This is a genomic window from Mumia sp. zg.B21, from assembly GCF_019550855.1.
Taxonomy (GTDB): domain Bacteria; phylum Actinomycetota; class Actinomycetes; order Propionibacteriales; family Nocardioidaceae; genus Mumia.
On the sequence record NZ_JAHWCJ010000001.1, the window covers coordinates 624,056 to 640,619 of the forward strand.

At 64.6% G+C, this 16,564-nt stretch carries 7 protein-coding genes; 6 read left to right on the plus strand and 1 reads right to left on the minus strand.

Annotated elements, in window-relative coordinates; translation table 11 throughout:
• Window positions 1–402 precede the first annotated feature (402 nt).
• The 6 genes from KV100_RS20000 to KV100_RS03150 all read left to right on the plus strand — a co-directional run bounded on the left by KV100_RS20000 (window position 403) and on the right by KV100_RS03150 (window position 15,755).
• Window positions 403–2,604: an ATP-binding domain-containing protein gene (locus KV100_RS20000; RefSeq protein ID WP_220341439.1), complete on the plus strand. Its 2,202-nt coding sequence runs from the start codon at window positions 403–405 to the stop codon at window positions 2,602–2,604.
• A complete protein-coding gene (locus KV100_RS03130; RefSeq protein WP_220341440.1) occupies window positions 2,604–8,102 on the plus strand; it encodes a DUF3320 domain-containing protein in 5,499 nt (1,832 codons plus the stop codon). The genes KV100_RS20000 and KV100_RS03130 overlap by 1 nt, the downstream gene beginning before the upstream one ends.
• 115 nt (window positions 8,103–8,217) lie before the next feature.
• A complete protein-coding gene (locus tag KV100_RS03135; protein ID WP_220341441.1) occupies window positions 8,218–10,473 on the plus strand; it encodes a DUF262 domain-containing protein in 2,256 nt (751 codons plus the stop codon).
• A 2-nt stretch (window positions 10,474–10,475) separates the two neighbouring features.
• Window positions 10,476–13,229 (plus strand): Z1 domain-containing protein, encoded by a 2,754-nt coding sequence (locus KV100_RS03140; RefSeq protein ID WP_220341442.1) that lies wholly within the window; start codon window positions 10,476–10,478, stop codon window positions 13,227–13,229.
• Window positions 13,219–14,310 (plus strand): PD-(D/E)XK motif protein, encoded by a 1,092-nt coding sequence (locus KV100_RS03145; RefSeq protein WP_220341443.1) that lies wholly within the window; start codon window positions 13,219–13,221, stop codon window positions 14,308–14,310. The genes KV100_RS03140 and KV100_RS03145 overlap by 11 nt, the downstream gene beginning before the upstream one ends.
• 68 nt (window positions 14,311–14,378) lie before the next feature.
• The gene (locus tag KV100_RS03150; protein WP_220341444.1) at window positions 14,379–15,755 is read left to right on the plus strand and encodes a DNA cytosine methyltransferase; all 1,377 of its coding nucleotides are present in this window, start codon (window positions 14,379–14,381) and stop codon (window positions 15,753–15,755) included.
• Here KV100_RS03150 and KV100_RS03155 read toward each other — a convergent pair.
• On the minus strand, window positions 15,738–16,109 hold the full coding sequence (locus KV100_RS03155) for a very short patch repair endonuclease (RefSeq protein WP_220342479.1): 372 nt from the start codon (window positions 16,107–16,109) through the stop codon (window positions 15,738–15,740). The genes KV100_RS03150 and KV100_RS03155 overlap by 18 nt on opposite strands.
• Between the last annotated feature and the right edge of the window lie 455 nt (window positions 16,110–16,564).

Sequence of the window (16,564 nt, forward strand, 5' to 3'; positions counted from 1 at the left end):
GATCCAAGCGGTCAAGTCGTCCACGCGTGTCTCCCGAGAGCGATGTGCGGCCTTTGCCGCGAGGTGTGTGTGGAGACAGTCTCAGGCGCTGCCGACAAATGCGGGGCCGTTTGTACGGACCCCCCCAGCGACGATGTCATCGACCGTCAACAACGCGGCCTTGAATCGACGAGAGAGTTGACCGGGCTGCCGTACTTGTGAGCCCGGTGCGAGCGCGTTCCGGACGGTCCCGCACACTGAGCGGGTGCCCGGAAAGGCACGGGGACGTACCGATCGGCCGGGTTTTGCTCCAGCTGTGTCCACGCAGTGATAGAGGTGAACAGCGAGCCGTCGGCTGAGCGACAAGATTTGTCGGGGTCGGCCCCGTACGGTCGCACACGGACAGGACATCTCGGAGGTCACGTGGACGCGCCATCTACCGCACTGGAGGCGGAGCAGCAATACGTCGATCGCGCGTACGGGTTTCTCAACAGAGGCCTGGCCGACGCGGAGATCGGCTTCGATCGTCACGGAGGCGGACTCGACCGCCTCACGGCGCGGGCGATGAAGCGAGCACGTGAGATCTTGCAACAATCGCGGGGGAGCGGGCAACTCGTCGTCGGGCGCATGGACACCGAGGATGACTCGCTCTACATCGGCCGCCGTCGCGTCTACGACCAGAACCGCGATCTCGTCGTCATAGGATGGCACGCTCCTGCGGCGATCCCGTTCTACGAAGCTACCCCCGAGGCCCCCGGCGACCTGACACTGAAGCGGGTTTTCCAGGAAGAGAACGGAAAGCTGCTCGGGATCGTCGACGAGATCGTTCGCCGATCCGCCACGGCTCTCGCGACGGGAGAAGCCTCGAACGTCAGCGATGCACTGCTGAAGGAGCTTGAGCGCGCCCGCGACGGGGCCATGCGCGAGGTTGTCGCCACTATTCAGGCAGAGCAGTTCCGCATCATTCGTGCTGATCGCGACAAGGTTGTCGTGGTCCAGGGAGGCCCGGGGACCGGCAAAACCGTCGTCGGCCTGCATCGCGCAGCGTGGCTCGCCTTCAACCATCCGGGGCTTCAGCACGAGGGCATCCTCGTCGTCGCGCCGTCCTCGGCGTTCCTGACGTACGTCTCGGGGGTCCTGCCCTCGCTGGAAGTCTCCGATGTCGACCAGGTCGAGATCGGCTCGCTCTATCCCGCGGAGGTGCGCGGCGCTGAGCCAGAGGAAACCTCCCGGGTGAAGGGGAGCGCGGCCATGGCGCAGGTGCTCCGCCGAGCGCTGGACAGCCGGATCGGCCGCGTGGAAGGCGACCTCACTCTGATGGTTGGCGCCGAGCGCATCGTGGTCCCCGAGCAAGCTCTCGCCACCATGATCGAACGCGTCAAAGAACGCGACATCCCCCACAACGAAGCCCGCGATGTCCTGCGCAACCAGCTCGCGGCTCGAGCGTTCTCGATCCATGAGCACGATCAGCGCGAGGCGCGACGCCCCGTGCGGACGACGGCGGCGATGCTGCGCCGGCTGACGTCGTTCGCCAACGCGCTCGACCGGCTGTGGCCTTCCTACTCCGCGGAGGAGTTCGTCCGCACGCTGTACGGAACCCAATCCTGGTTGACCGATGCGGCCGATGGCGTCTTGACGGTTGACGAGCGGGCTTCGCTCTACCGGTCGCCGGCAGACAGGATCGCGGCCGAGCCGTGGACTCAGGCCGACCTGCACGTGCTCGACGAGGTCTCGTACCTGCTCGAAGGTGACGTCGCCCAGTACGGGCACGTCGTCGTCGACGAAGCGCAGGACCTGTCGCCGATGGCCGCACGTGCGCTGGCGCGACGATGCCCGAGCGGATCGATGACTGTGCTGGGTGACCTCGCTCAGGGCACCGGCGTCTGGCTTCGCGACACCTGGGACGAGCTCACTCGCCATCTCGCCGTCACCGAGGCGGAGATCGCTGATCTGACCGTCGGCTACCGCGTGCCTGCCGAGGTCATCGAGCTCGCATCCCGACAGCTGCGGTTGATCGCACCCGAGCTCAGGGCGCCGAGGTCAGTACGCCACGTCGGCGAAGAGCCCAGCGTCTGCCGCGTGGACGACATTGCCGAAGATGCTCTGTCGTATGCCGAGACGTTGGCGGAGAGCGCCGGCAAGACCGCACTCATCGTGCCGGACAGCATGTACGACGAGATCCTTGCTCGGGGCGGCGACTCGGTCGGCGATGGCCGTGACGGTGACTTCTCGCGGCCGCTGACAATCCTCCCCGTCTCGGTCTGCAAAGGCTTGGAGTTCGACGCCGTCGTGCTGTGCGAGCCGGGCGCAATCGTCGCGGAGTCCACCCGCGGTCACCGCCTGCTGTACGTCGCGATGACGCGGTGCACCCAGCAGCTCCACATCGTCCACCATTGTCCTCTTCCGAGAGGTCTCGACCACCTCGACACCACTCCCGTCTCGGAGCAGCACCCCGTGGACGACGCGGCGGCGGCCGAAGGGCTGGAGGGGATCGAGCGCGCCACTCGTGTCACGGAGCTGATCGCCGGGCTTTCGGACGAAGACCTCTGGTTGGTCGAACAACTGGTGCGTCGCCTGGCCAGCGGCGCTGTGAACGCAGATCTGGATGAGGCTGAGGAGCCCTGATGACCGCCCCCACGAACGACGATCCTTCGTACCGGAGGCTTCACCGTCAGCTCGACGTGTGGCGCGAGGCGCTGGTCGGTCTCGACAGGCGACAGAGGCTCATCTACTTCAAGCACACCACCTCGGGCTCGCTCGAGATCTCGACACCGTCGATGGACGACATCCTGCCGAGGGTTGAGAAGGGGTGCGTCGTCGGAGTCGATCTGGACGCCGCCGCACGACAGATGCTGGAGCCAGAGCTCCGCTACTTGACGGACGCGCCGGTCCGCGCATCGCACAAGACTCCGCAGAAGCTGCGCACGTCGCTGACGCGCCTCTATCAGCAGTCGAACCAGACGTGGGCGGATCGCGGCTACTGGACGCTCTACCTCGGGCTGGGTTGTCTGTCGTGGCGTGACCCCGCCGACAACCGTTCGGTCGAGAGTCCGCTGTTGCTCTGCCCGGTCGAGCTGTCACGCGAGGGGGCTCAGGCGCCGTACGTGCTGACCCGGCACGAGGACGACATCGTCGTGAATCCCGCACTGCGGGTGAAGCTCGAGCGTGAGTTCGACGTGCAGCTGCCCGCCGTCGACAGTGACGTGGTCGACCCGTTGGCGTACGTCGCCAAGGTCGCCGACGCAATTGCTGACAACGACGGTTGGCACGTGCGACCGCGGATCGTCCTCACGCTCTTCTCCTTCCACAAGGAGGCGATCTTCCGCGACCTCAGCGATCATGAGGATCAGGTCCTGGCGCACGATCTCGTCCAGCGGATCGCACTCGGCACCGATTCCCCCTACAGCGAGACTGTGGCGCTCGACTGGGATGCTCGCGTCGTCGACCTGGACACGGTGGCGCCGCCGGAGCGGATGCGAACGATTCTCGACGCTGACAGCAGCCAGCGCGCGTGCATTGCCGCGGCGCGGGACGGCAAGAGCTTCGTCATGGATGGCCCACCAGGGACTGGCAAGAGCCAGACGATCGCCAACATGATCGCCGAGCTGATCGCCCAGGGGCGTTCCGTGCTGTTCGTGAGCGAGAAGGCGGCTGCGCTCGACGTGGTCCACAACCGCCTCGCGGAGGCGGGACTCGGAGACTTCTTGCTCGAGCTCCACAGCCAGCACGCGACGAGGAAAGAGGTCGTCAGCCAGCTGGCCAAGGCATTGCGTCAGCGGTGGAAGCCGCGCAAAGAGACCTCCGACGGAGACCGCACGGCCCTTCAAGGGCTCCGTCAGGACCTCAGCGCGTTCGCCGCAGCGATGAACGAGACGCGGACCGGCGTCGATCGCAGCGTGATGGGGGTGCTGGGTGACCTCATGGGCGTGCTGCTGGACGAGCCGGTGGCCGTCGTCGACCCCCAACGATGGAAGAAGCTCACCGTCGCGCGGGAGCAACGGCTCCAAGCCAAGGCGGAGCAGCTAGCGCGAGCCTGGCGTCCGATCACCGAAGGCGATGACTTCGTGTGGCGCGAGGCTTCGATGCCCTTACCCGCACCGATGAGCGCAGATCAACTCGAGAAGGGGGCTCGTCGGGCGTCCGAGGCGGCGGCAGCGCTCCTGGCGCGCGGGATCGCTGTCGATGAAGATCTCGCGCTGCGGTTCGGGAGCTCCTTGTCCGCACAACAGCAACGCCGTGAGCTCCTCGTCACTCTCGACACTCAGCCTGAACATCCGGACCACTGGTTGACGGCCTCGTCGATCGATCCTGTCGTGCAGCGGCTCGCCGATCTGCGACGAGTCGTCGAGCAGTGTCTTCAGGACGAAGCACGAGCGACCGCGCAGTGGGGCGACCAGTGGGTCGGTGTCGATCCCGAGGCCCTCTCGATCGTTCGGGATCTCGCCGATCGACCGGCGGACGATCGGCATTCCGTGTGGGACGGCGGCCCCGATGCACGTGTCTCGACGGTACGAACAGCTGTGGACGGCCTTCGGCGTGCCATCGTCGACCTGGTCCCCGTCGTCGGCAAGGCACGGCAGCTGGCCGCGATCCTCGGGGTCCCCGCGGACCACCTCACGTTGTCGCGCGTCACCGAGATCATCGAGCTCGCGCGGCTCGGCGGCTCGGCTGCCCAGCCCGAGCGGGCATGGCTCAACCCGGCCCTTCAGAAGGCTCTCGACGAGTCGGCACGCGTGCTCGGCGAGGTCGTCGCCGTCGTGCGTGAGCGTCGCACCCGCATGGCGGAGGTCTTCACTGATGAGGCGCTCGATCTCGATCTTCACGCGATCAACACGCGGTTCAGCATGGACCACAAAGGACTCCGTCGCTGGAGCTCGCAGGCCCGTGAGGATCGCAAGACGCTACGGGCGGTCACCGTGCGCCGCCGGGTCGACAAGGGAGTCCTCGCCGCCCTCGACGAGGCCGTCGCGTGGCAGCAGGCAGAGCAGCGGCTCGAGACCACGGAGAACACCTACGCGGGAAACCTGGGGCGCTACTACCGGCGGACGGATACTGACTTCTCGCGGCTCGCGACAGCCATCGACGTCGCGCACAGTGCCGTCCGCCTCGCGGGCGCAGATCTGAGTGCCGACCAGCTGGCGTCACAGCTATGCCTTGACGCATCGCAGGACCCGCGCCTCTTGTTGCTTGCCGAGCAGCTCGATCCGATCGTGCGACGGTGGCAGGACGACCTGCGCGCGGTGCTGAGGCCCGAGGTCGTCGGTGCGGTGGAGGAGTGGCCCGTCGACACCCTCGCGCAGTGGGCGGAGGACGTCGTCGCCGATCTCTCACCGAAGTTGGAGGCGCTCTCGGCGACCGCTGAGGCGATCGGCCGCGACCTCACAGCCGCCGAAGGGGCCGACCTCCTCCAGACAGTCCTGGAGCTCACTGAATCCCGGGGGAACGTCCTGGACGCGTACGACCACGATGCCGCAACGCTCGGCGATGCATACGCGGCGTTCGACACCGACTGGGAGGAGCTGACTCGGGCCGTTACGTGGGCAGCTCGCGTTCGTGAGCTGGCCGGAGGGGCGGTGTCGGCAGCGGCGGCGCAGTGCATGCGACGCCCGACGATCTCCTCGGTTGAGGTGGCCGACCTCATCGAGTCGTGGGCCACGTCGCGCGATGCGCTGGTCAGTGTCTTTACGCCGACGCGGGGTTCAGAGCTCCGCGCTGACCTCGATAGCGACCTGCGTGATGCCGTCGAGATCCTCGCTGAGATGAGCGACCGGGCCGTCGCCGATCTTGACGAGTGGGAGCGCTTCGTCACGATCACCAAGGATTTGCGTGCCGTCGGTCTCGACCGGGTGATCGACGCACTGATGGCGCGGAGGGTCGGTGCGGACGAGGTCGCTCCGCGGGTCCGCTGGGCGATCCTGCAAGCGTGGGTCGAGGCGACCATCTCGTCGGACCCGCGCCTGAAGGACTACCGTGCTGCGGACCGGGACGCTCTCGTGGAGCTCTTCCGCCAGAGCGACGACGAGCACGTCCGTCTTGCGCATGCCGAGGTGGCCCGACTCTGCAGTGAGGCACGCCCACGGAACGCACAGTCGCACGGCGCGCAGGTGATCATGCGCCAAGCGGAGCTGAAGTCGCGGCACAAGCCAGTTCGGACGGTTCTCGCGGAGGCACAGGAGATCGTCCAGCTGCTCAAGCCCTGCTTCATGATGAGCCCGTTGACGGTGTCCCAGTTCCTGCCCGGCGACATGAATTTCGACGTAGTGATCTTTGACGAGGCCTCTCAGGTCCTGCCCTCTGATGCGGTGAACTGCATCTACCGTGGCCGGCAGCTCGTCGTCGCCGGAGATGACAAGCAGCTGCCGCCCACGTCCTTCTTCCAGGCTGCGGTAGACAGCGAGGATGGCGACGACGAGGAGCCAGACGAGTTCGAGTCGATCCTGAGTGTCTGCAAGGCCGGCGTCCTCCCGCAGCTGCCGCTGTCGTGGCACTACAGGAGCCGCCACGAGCACCTGATCGCGTACTCGAACTATCGTTTCTACGCACCCGACGACCAGCCGTTGCAGTCGTTCCCGGGTGCGAAGTTCGACGCACCTGACCTGGGTGTCGAGCTCGTCGCCGTCAACGGCGTCTACGGGCGCGGTGGATCAGGCGACAACCCGATGGAGGCGGGCGCCGTCGTCGACCGGATCGCACATCATCGGCATCGTCATCCCGACATGACGATCGGCGTCGTCACCTTCTCCTCGAAGCAGGCTGATGCAGTCTCCGCCGCGGTCGAGCGCCGTGCGCAGGACGACCCACTCATCGCATCGATGCTCGATGAGCACGGTCGACTCGATGGCTTCTTCGTCAAGAGCATCGAGAACGTCCAAGGTGACGAGCGCGACTTGATCATCTTCTCCGTCGGCTATGGACCGGACGAGAGAGGCAAGATCACCACGAACTTCGGTGCGCTGAACCAGAAGTCCGGCTGGCGTCGTCTCAACGTCGCCATCACGCGGGCTCGGCGGCGCGTCGAAGTCGTGAGCTCGCTCCGAGCGGGTGACATCCCGCCGTCCTCGAACCCCAACGTCGAGCATCTTCGTGGCTATCTGGCATTCGCCGAGCGGGGTATCTCGGCTTTGGCGCTCGATGTCGACTCGTCCGCAGCGGTCGCCGAGTCGCCTTTCGAGGAGGACGTGTTCAAGGTCCTCAGCTCGTGGGGGTACGAGGTCGTCTCGCAGGTCGGAGTTGCGGGTTATCGCGTCGACCTGGGCGTCAGACATCCCGATCGGCCGGGCGAGTATCTGCTTGGGGTGGAGTGCGACGGGGCGGCGTACTACTCGGCCCGCAGCGCGCGTGACCGCGACCGGCTGCGGGCCTCGGTCCTTGAAGGTCTGGGCTGGCAGCTTCACCGGGTGTGGGGTCTGAGCTGGTACCGCGATCGTCGTACCCAGATGGAGCGGCTTCGATCGGCACTGGATGCCGCCCTTGCTGGGGATGCGGGGGGCGGCTCACCTGCCCGCAGCGTCCGCAGGGCGGTCGAGCTTGAGTCAGAGGATTTCGATCCAGAGGCGCCGCCGGAGTGGGCCGTCCCGTACGAGGTGTACCGCCGCAGAGTGCTCATGGTGGAGGAGCCTCGGTCCGTCGAAGCGCGCCCCCACCTGCGTGCGTACATCACCGACCTCGTGAAGGCGGAAGCACCGATCCACGAGGACATGATTCTCAAGAGGCTCCGCACCGCGTGCGATATCGGGCGCATCGGCTCGGCGATTCGCGAGAACGTCGACCATGTGATGCGTCAGATCAGGGTGGACGGACGCGAGCTTCGACGCGATGGCCAGGGCTTCTTCCACATCGACGGACAGGGGCCGATCAAAGTTCGGGTGCCGCTGGACGAGGCCGCGATCCGGTCTGTTGGCGAGATCGCGTCCGACGAGCTGACGCAGGCCGTGATCTACCTGATCGGAGACTCGGTCACCATCTCTGAAGATGCGCTGGTCGGCGCCGTGATGACTTCCTTCGGTTGGCGTCGGCGCAGCAACGACATCGTGTCTGGTGTGCGACGGGCGATCGAGCGAGCGGTCAGCGAAGGGTACGTCACCACGAACCCCCGGGGACAGCTGACGCTGGCGGCGGAGTAGGAGGCTCGGTCACGGGTGGTGTCGGGGTGGGTCGCTAGTTCCCGCTGCACCTGCAGATTCATTGCAATGTGGTTGCGTTTCGAATCTTTTCTGGCTGGCATTCTCCGATTGGGCGATGGTGGGGACTGTGGTTTCGTATCCAAGAGCAACCTCTAAGGCGCAGGCGACCGCACGGATGTACTGGCTCGCAGGCGTTCCGGTGCAGCCGCTGGGGCCTGGAAGCAAGGAAAAGCGGTCGGCACTCGATGCGCTGGCTATGGCGGTTGGAGTGGACGTCACCACTGTGTCGGGAAAGACTGAGGCTGGACGGCGGATCGCCGACTGGCTTGGTGAGGAGTGGGACCCGAGTTGCTACTCCAGTGGCGACACGATCACTCTCGAGGGCTTGAACCGCTTGCTGGACGCGGCGGTCTTGCGCCTTGCGCGCGCCGGCGGTCCTGCGCTCGTCGAAGAACTTGTCGCCGTGCCGCCGGCCCCGCAATCACACAAGAGCAAAGGAATCCGTGTGTCGCAAGAACGAACCGACCTGCAACAGAGCATCGCCGAATCGATCGCCGAACTGACGGACGCTCGAAGCATCGAGAGACCCCTAGGGGTTGCTGCACCGGTGACGGAGATCGCCGCATCAAGCATCAGATTCGATGACGGTTCATGGCGAGACGCGGTGGCGCAGGTGCAAGGGTGGATGCATCTGAATCATGACATTGACATCGACAGCGGCTCGGCGCATTCCTTCGATCGCTCGCTCGCGGACGCGCTCGGCCTGCCGGTGGAGAGTGCATCCGATCTTCGGATCCTCTTTGGTCGGCTCAGGGAGCGCCTTGAACGTGCAGTCGAACTTCGGCTTCGGTTCCTAGAGGACATGGAGACTGCTGCAGAGGGCGGTGCGACGCTCGAGACCGCTTCGCAGGCATGGGAGGCAGCGTGGCAGGAAGCCAGTGAGGAAGCCGGGTGGACGGAGACCGATGACCTCGACGCGGGGACCGGGCCGATCCTTGCAGAGGCCACGACGTGGCCGATCGTTGAGTTCGTCGAGTACGCACGCGACGGCGAGATGGATCTCAATCCTCCGTATCAGCGAGCGGACGTCTGGCCGACCGCCGACGCGCAGCAACTTATCGAGTCCGTACTTCGAGGTATTCCACTTCCGTCGATCATCATCCTTCAGATGACCGCGGCTGACAAGGTCACACATGAGGTCGTCGACGGCAAGCAGAGGTTGACGTCGATCCTTCGTTTTATCGGGTGGCATCCCGACGCGGTCGCACTCGTCGGGAAAAAGGCAGCGGAATGGGGACTGCCTGACCTTCTGGACACCTTCCAGAAGGACTATCCGGCCTTCAAGAGGCTGTGGAAGAAGCACGAACCCGATAGCCTGACCGCCCAGTTGGAGCGCGTGAACTACTTCCCTTTCCCGCTGCGTGGCGATGTGAAGCCGCTTCGCGGGGAGCTGGAGCAGCTGCAAGGCAGGTACTATTCACAGATCCGTCACGAGATGATCACCGTCGCTGGCGAGCCGCGACCTGTGAGCTACATCTTCGAGCGACGCGGTAAGTACACCATTCCCGTGATCATCTATCAGAAGGTTTCGAGCGCCCAGGTCCACGAGGTCTTCAGTCTCTACAACAAGCAGGGCAAACACCTGAATGCCGAAGAGATCCGGAACGCAACTTTCCACGAGCTCGACCTCATGAGGGCGCTCCTGGTGACTGCGGGAGACTCTGTCGACGTCGAGAACGTCGCTCCGTTTCTCGCGCCTCATTGGGACGACCTTGCATCAACCTCCGCGACGTTAGAGGACTACGGCTTCCCGCGCGCCGGCTACAAGCGCACCAAACTGCTCTCGTGGGTCGCGGCTGTCCTCTTTTTCGAAGGTGACGGGCGCATCGATAGTCGATCGACGTCCAGCCGCATCAACGCATTCCTGAAGCGTGTGTCCGAAGATCGCCGCGATCCGATGCGTGACCCCGACAGGGTTACGCAGGCGATGCTTCTGCTCGATCACGGCATCGATGCGCACGCCGCACTCGATCGGGACGCATGGGCGCCTCGCTTCAGGAACGCTCAGGGAAGGGGCAAGTGGCAGGAGCTCCAACTCGTCGCGACCATCATCGCTCTTGCTGCGGCTAGCGCGACGTTGGGGACGGAACTGAACGACGTGGCCGACGACGCTACGGATGAGATTCGGCGTGCCTCAGAGGCCTGGAACCGTCCAGGAAAGACACAGTCGAAGGAACAGTGGGAGTTCATCGCCCAGGTCGTCTCCGAGCTGCTGAACATACTTGGCGTCGACGGCGACGACGCGGCCGATGAGCTGGAGGATGTTTTTGGATCCACCGGGCTTAGGTCCCTTTTGGCACTGGCGCGCTGACCATGAATGACGATGCCGCGCCGAGATTCGGCACGTCGAAGGTTCGACGTGTCCCGCCGCCGACCGACGAGACCTGGTGGGATGCCTACAGTCAGGCCCTGCGGAGGAGCGGGATCGCCCGGACAAGTCGCGATGTCATCTCAGACGACGCCGAGTACGTCGTGCGGAAGGGGATACTCGGCGTGGGTATGCCGGAGGAGGGACGATGGCCGTCCTCGCGCGAGCGACTCGGACTTGTCATGGGGGCGGTCCAGTCCGGCAAGACCGCGTCGATGCTGGCTGTAGCCGCGAAAGCACTGGATCTCCAGACCAGCGCCGTCCTCATCCTCGCCGGGACCCGTACGGCGCTCTGGCGCCAGACCTTTGAGCGGACCGTCGAGCAGCTGGACACGCTGTCGCGACCTACCGGGCGCCGAGTGATGATTCCCCCGCGGTCGGTTCTCGACGACCTAACCAGCGGGACCGATCTTTCGACCCTTTATAGCGTGACAGCTCAGCGTGCAAGGCGAGCAGTTGAACGCAACCAACCATTCGTCGGGGTTGTGATGAAGAACGTCGCTCACCTCGAGCGGATGGCTCGGACGCTTCACAGCACCATCTATCCCGCCGCCGAGACCGCAGGTCGTCAGTTTCACCTGCTGGTTATCGATGACGAGGCGGACGACTCGTCAGTCATGGACTCCGGTGGCGCGGTCGAGGTCACTCTCGAACAGCGGCAGATTCCACGACGTATCGTCGATCTTTGGGAGTCACGTTCCACTCGAGGCGAGACGTCGAGTCCCAATCTCTTCGCCACTTACCTCGCCTACACCGCGACGCCGCAGGCCAACTTTCTGCAAGATCCGGACAATCCCCTAGCACCGCGCGACTTTGTCGTCAGCCTTCGGACACCAGGCGCCGAGGGCGACCCGTCGGTTCGCAGTCCCTCGTACCGAGTGCCTGAGGGCGTCGACGCCTGGTATACCGGCGCGGAGATGTACTACCGGACTCTCGTCGGGACGCATCTTTGTCAAACGATCGATGGTCGAGCAGCCGACGAGGTACTCAAGGACAGCATCCGCGCCTATTTGATCGCGACGGCGATTCGTCACCTCCGAGACCCGACGAGGCTGGGTCCGGCTTCGAGTCGGACGGAGGTCTTCGCCGATAGGGAAGAAGCTACCAAGCGGGCCGCCAAACCTGCCTCGATGCTCATTCATCCTGGTGCAGGCACGGATCAACACTTCGCGGTGGCGAAGGCAATCATGCGTTGGTCAGCCGGGGAAGACGGTCCTGACATCCCTGACCTCCGGGGCGGACGCACGCTTCGGGTTGCCGGGATCGAGTCTGACATGGATCAGAACGAAGAGCGGTGGCTCTTCTGGTTCTCCTCCTACGAGCGATCAGCGTCCGACATCGAGGCTGAGTTCCAGCTGCCTGAGCCGCGTAGAGTTCCCGCGCGGTCGGAATGGCGGGACATCCGACGCCTCATCCTTGACGAGGTGGTACCGGCGACGGAAGTCGCTGTCATCAACAGCGACGAGAACGCCGACGATCGTCCCGGATTCTCTCCGGTGGAGGTTGATGGCGCCTGGAGGGCGGCCCCTAACCTCTCGACCATCTTCGTCTCGGGAAATGTGATGTCGCGTGGACTCACTCTTGAGGGCTTGACGACGACCTTGTTCACTCGCTCGAGCGACGATCCGCTTGCCGACACCCAGATGCAGATGCAGCGATGGTTCGGATATCGAGGCAGTTATCTCGACCTTTGTCGTGTGTTCTTGACGAGTTCGCAGCTTCACCTGTTTAAGTCCTACCACGAGAACGACGAGGCCTTGAGACGAGAGATCTTGGATGCCATGACGAGCGGGACCACCGCGCCGGACGTCACTGTGCTTCAGGGCCGGACCTTTCGCGCCACGGGCAAGATCTCCGATGCACGAGGCGTCCGGTTGTGGCCGGGGCCGAAGCCGTTCATCAGACATATGAATCCGCCCGGACAAGATGAGCACAACTTGCGCGTTGTCTCCGAGCTGTTCAGTGAGCCAACCCATCCGACGGACCGGCGCATGGCCAGGCGAGGAAGGCTGTTGACACGGACGCTTGATCTCGCAGAGGCGGCATCACTACTTGACCGGCTCCGATATGTCGACCATGGACCGGGACCGGAGAGTGCGGAGGCAGCTCGGTGGAAGTCCGTCGAGCGTCACGCCGGTCTGACCGCGGCAAGCGAGTTCGCCCCCTTGTATCGATCACCTCTCGTGCCTGAAAGCACAGATCTCGGAACGCTCTCTGTGTATTCAATCGCCGCGTACCTGAGACTGTGGGCAGCGGCCCTCGAGCGGAGGATCCCCGGAATGGTCACGACGGACGAGCCACCAGTGTCGTGGAGCCTCATTGATCTGGACGTTCGGTCTGAGCAGCAGCCTCGATTCCGTGTCGGACTGAGGATGGGGACCTTTGAGCCACTGACGACAGGCCCGCTCGCGGGGGTGCGTCCCATGGATCGGGAACTTGTGGGGAACGACCTGAAGGCGACATGGGGTTCACGAAACCGCGCCGAGGGCGGACTTCGGGGGGATGAGCTCTTCGACTACGAGTTGCTCGGCGAGCAGCCACGCCTGACCGGGTCCGGCGCTCGGTCTCCTGGGAGCGATGGCCTCATCCTCTTTCACGTCATCGGGCGACCTGGCGGACAAGCCACGATCGCGGTCGGTCTCGGGCTGCCGCTCGGGGGACCCGACCATGTTCAGGCGAGAAGGAACGATGACAACTGATCGAAACAGAGTTGACCTTCCGTCCTCCTACGAGTGGTTGCGCCACCGCATCCTTGAGCTCGAGCGAAGCCCGTCTGATGAGGTGCGCGAGTTGCTGTGGGCAGACCGTTCGCGCACCCTCGCTGTCTCGCGCAATCCCGCTGGTGCAATCGAGCTCTTCGTCGGCGGACAACCTGTCCGGCCCTCCCTGCGCAATGTCATGGACAGACTCGAGCATGATCGATGGGCCACGGATGAAGGCGAGGAGATCGATGCCTCACGTCTCGTGCTTCCTGTGGCTTCGCACTTTGATTCCGTCGCGGCGTTTCTCTGCGCAGAGCTGATCGAGAATGGTGTGGCCGACGATCCGGCGGATGCGTTTCGGCGTACAGAGCCCTTGATCTCGCTAGCGCTAGAGCGTGCCGAGCTGGGAAATCAAGTTCTGCTCGGTTTGCTAGGCGAACTGGTCTTCCTCGACGCGCTCAGTCGCATGGCTGAGCCGGTGGCGCGTCCGGACGTGGTGAAGGCTTGGGTCGGAAGCTCACCGACAGATCGTGACTTCCAGCTTGCGGAGATCGGTGTCGAGGTGAAATCAACGAGCGGGCCGCAATCGCGGCATCGCATCCAGGGACTTCGGCAGGTGAGCCGCGGGTACGGGGTGTCAGGGCAGCCCGAGACGTCGCTCTTCCTCCTGAGTCTGGGGATTCAGTGGTTGCGACCGGATGAGGCCGGGGGGCGAAACCTTCCCGGTGTGGTTGATGACCTGATCGAACGCGTGCCATCGTGCGCCGACGATCTGCTTGCGAGAATCAAGCAGTATGGGGGAGATGCTGCGGTTGGATACGATCATTGGCGCGACCGCCTGAGGGGAAGGTATGCGCAGCGCTTCTCCCTGAGGTTCGAGCGCCTCTACGACCTGAGCGATCCACGGGTCAGGCTGCCTCGTCCGGCGGACTTCGAGGACATGGAGTATCTGGAGCCTGACTCCGTCGAGTTTGAGGTCAGCTTTCCCGAGCGCATCAGAGGTGACCGGAATCCGGTAGCCGGGCTGACCGCCATCGCTGTCAAGGTGCTGGAGGAGGCCGGGATCCCTCCGTTGTGAGAACGACTTCGCGACGCCCCGGCGGCGCTGAGTGTCTGTGTCTGCACGAACCGGTAGGGTCCTCGAACATGAGCTCGACTGCCTCCTCGTTCACGTTTGCAGACCTCTTCGCCGGCATCGGGGGATTCGCGGCAGCGTTGCGAGCATTCGGCGGGATGCCGGTCTACTCCGTTGAGGTCGATGAGGCTGCCGCCCGCGTGTACGAGCTCAACTGGGGCCATTCCCCGCTCGGCGACATCACGGCCGACGCGAATGACGGCGTGATGAACGTGCCGGCGCATGACATCCTCGCCGCAGGGTTCCCGTGCCAACCGTTCTCGAAGTCCGGCGCACAGCGCGGTATGGATGAGACCAGGGGGACGCTCTTCTGGAACATTCTGAAGATCATCGATGCCCACCACCCTCCAGTCGTGATCCTTGAGAACGTCCGGAATCTCGCGGGTCCTAGGCATCGGCACGAGCTACAGGTGATCATCGAACAACTTCGTGCGGCCGGGTATCACGTCTCGGAGGAGCCGTCGGTCTTTTCGCCCCACCTTCTTCCGCTCGAGCTCGGCGGTCGGCCACATGTTCGAGAGCGTGTCTTCATCACCGCGAGCTACGATCCTGACGGAATGGGTGACCTGGACCCGCCGCCGGCAGTGACGAACCGTTCGCTGCGCGAGGCCGAGGAGTGGTCGCTCGAGGCCGACCTCCCGCTCGACCCTGACCCCCACGCCGCTGGCTGTGACCTCAGCGCCGACGAGGTGCGGTGGATCAACGCTTGGGACGACTGGGTGACGATGATGTGGTGCCTACGTCGCGCGGAGGCCGCTCGTACTGGTGATCCGTTGCGGAAACTCCCAGGCTTCCCGATCTGGTCGGATGCATGGGTGCTCCTGGATAATCTAGAAATCCCGGCTGAGACTCCGGCCTGGAAAGCGAACTTTCTCCGCAAGAATGCGGCGCTCTACACGGATCACAAAGCGGAGTTCGATGCGTGGTACCAGCGACACGGGGTTGCTGGGTTCCCCGTGTCGAGACGCAAGTTCGAATGGCAGGCCCAGAGCGCCGAGCGCTTGTGGGACTGCGTCATGCAGCTGCGGCCATCCGGGATCCGAGCCAAGCGTCCGACGCATTTACCTGCCCTGGTCGCCATCACCCAGACGCCGGTGATCGGACCGCGGAAGCGGCGCCTGTCGCCGCGCGAGGCAGCGCGGTTGCAGGGTCTCCCCGACGGCTTCACGTTCGGCGAGCAGGCGGCTGCGGCCACCTACAAGCAACTGGGGAACGGAGTAAACGTCGGGGCTGTCTGGCACGTCCTACGTGAGCACGTCCGCCGCGACGAAGCGATTCTGAAGCGGACCCCGACTGGCCGCCGAATCCTCCAGACGATCCTCGAGGCGCCGACGAGCCCAGACGAGGTGCTCGATGACGTGGTCAGGGCCTCACAGCGAGGTCAGTAAGTCGACCACTCGATCGGCGGCGACCGACGCAGGTTCGTGCTCCCAGAGCCTGATGACCGTCCAACCTTGGGCAACCAGCACTTGAGTGGTGTCGGCATCTCTCCGCTGGTTTGCCGTGAGTTTCGTGCGCCACCACTCGCTGTTCTGCCTCGGACTCGTGCCGTGCACCGGGCACCCATGCCAGAAGCAGCCGTCGACGAAGACAGCGAGCCGCTTCCTGGTGAAGGCGATGTCGATGGTCCGGCGCCGCTGTCCAGGAATCGGGAAGGCGACCCGATATCGAAACCCGCGGGCGTGGAGCTCACGTCGAAGCGCAAGTTCAGGGGCTGTATCCCGGCGTCTCGCCCGTGCCATGCGTGTCGAGACGGCCTGGCTGCTTGGACCGGGATGGGGCGGAACGTAGAAGCTGCTCACTGGACCTCAAATGTCGGGCAGAATCCCTCGGTGTCGAGCTTGATCAGACTAATTGCCGCGGGCGCCGGTCGGCGGGCGCGGACGCTATCGGAGCATGTGGTCGGTAGAGGGTCACTCGGCTGGATGCTCATGGGTGCTAGCGGGCGTGGTACCCCTGCTCCAGGGCGGACAGATCCTGAAGTGGGCCTGGGTAGAGGCCGTCCCTGAGCGCGGCTATCGCCGTCCGCGTGGCGCACGGACCCGCGATGCCGCAGTGACCAGCAGATCTCGGATCGCCATCTCTTCCCCGTCGACGACGAGGAAGAGCACAGAGGGGTGCACAGTGGCCTGGTCGGTGTTGGGGAAATGGCAGCGGACCGGGGGCCGACATCGCGATGGAACGAGGCTCGCACCAG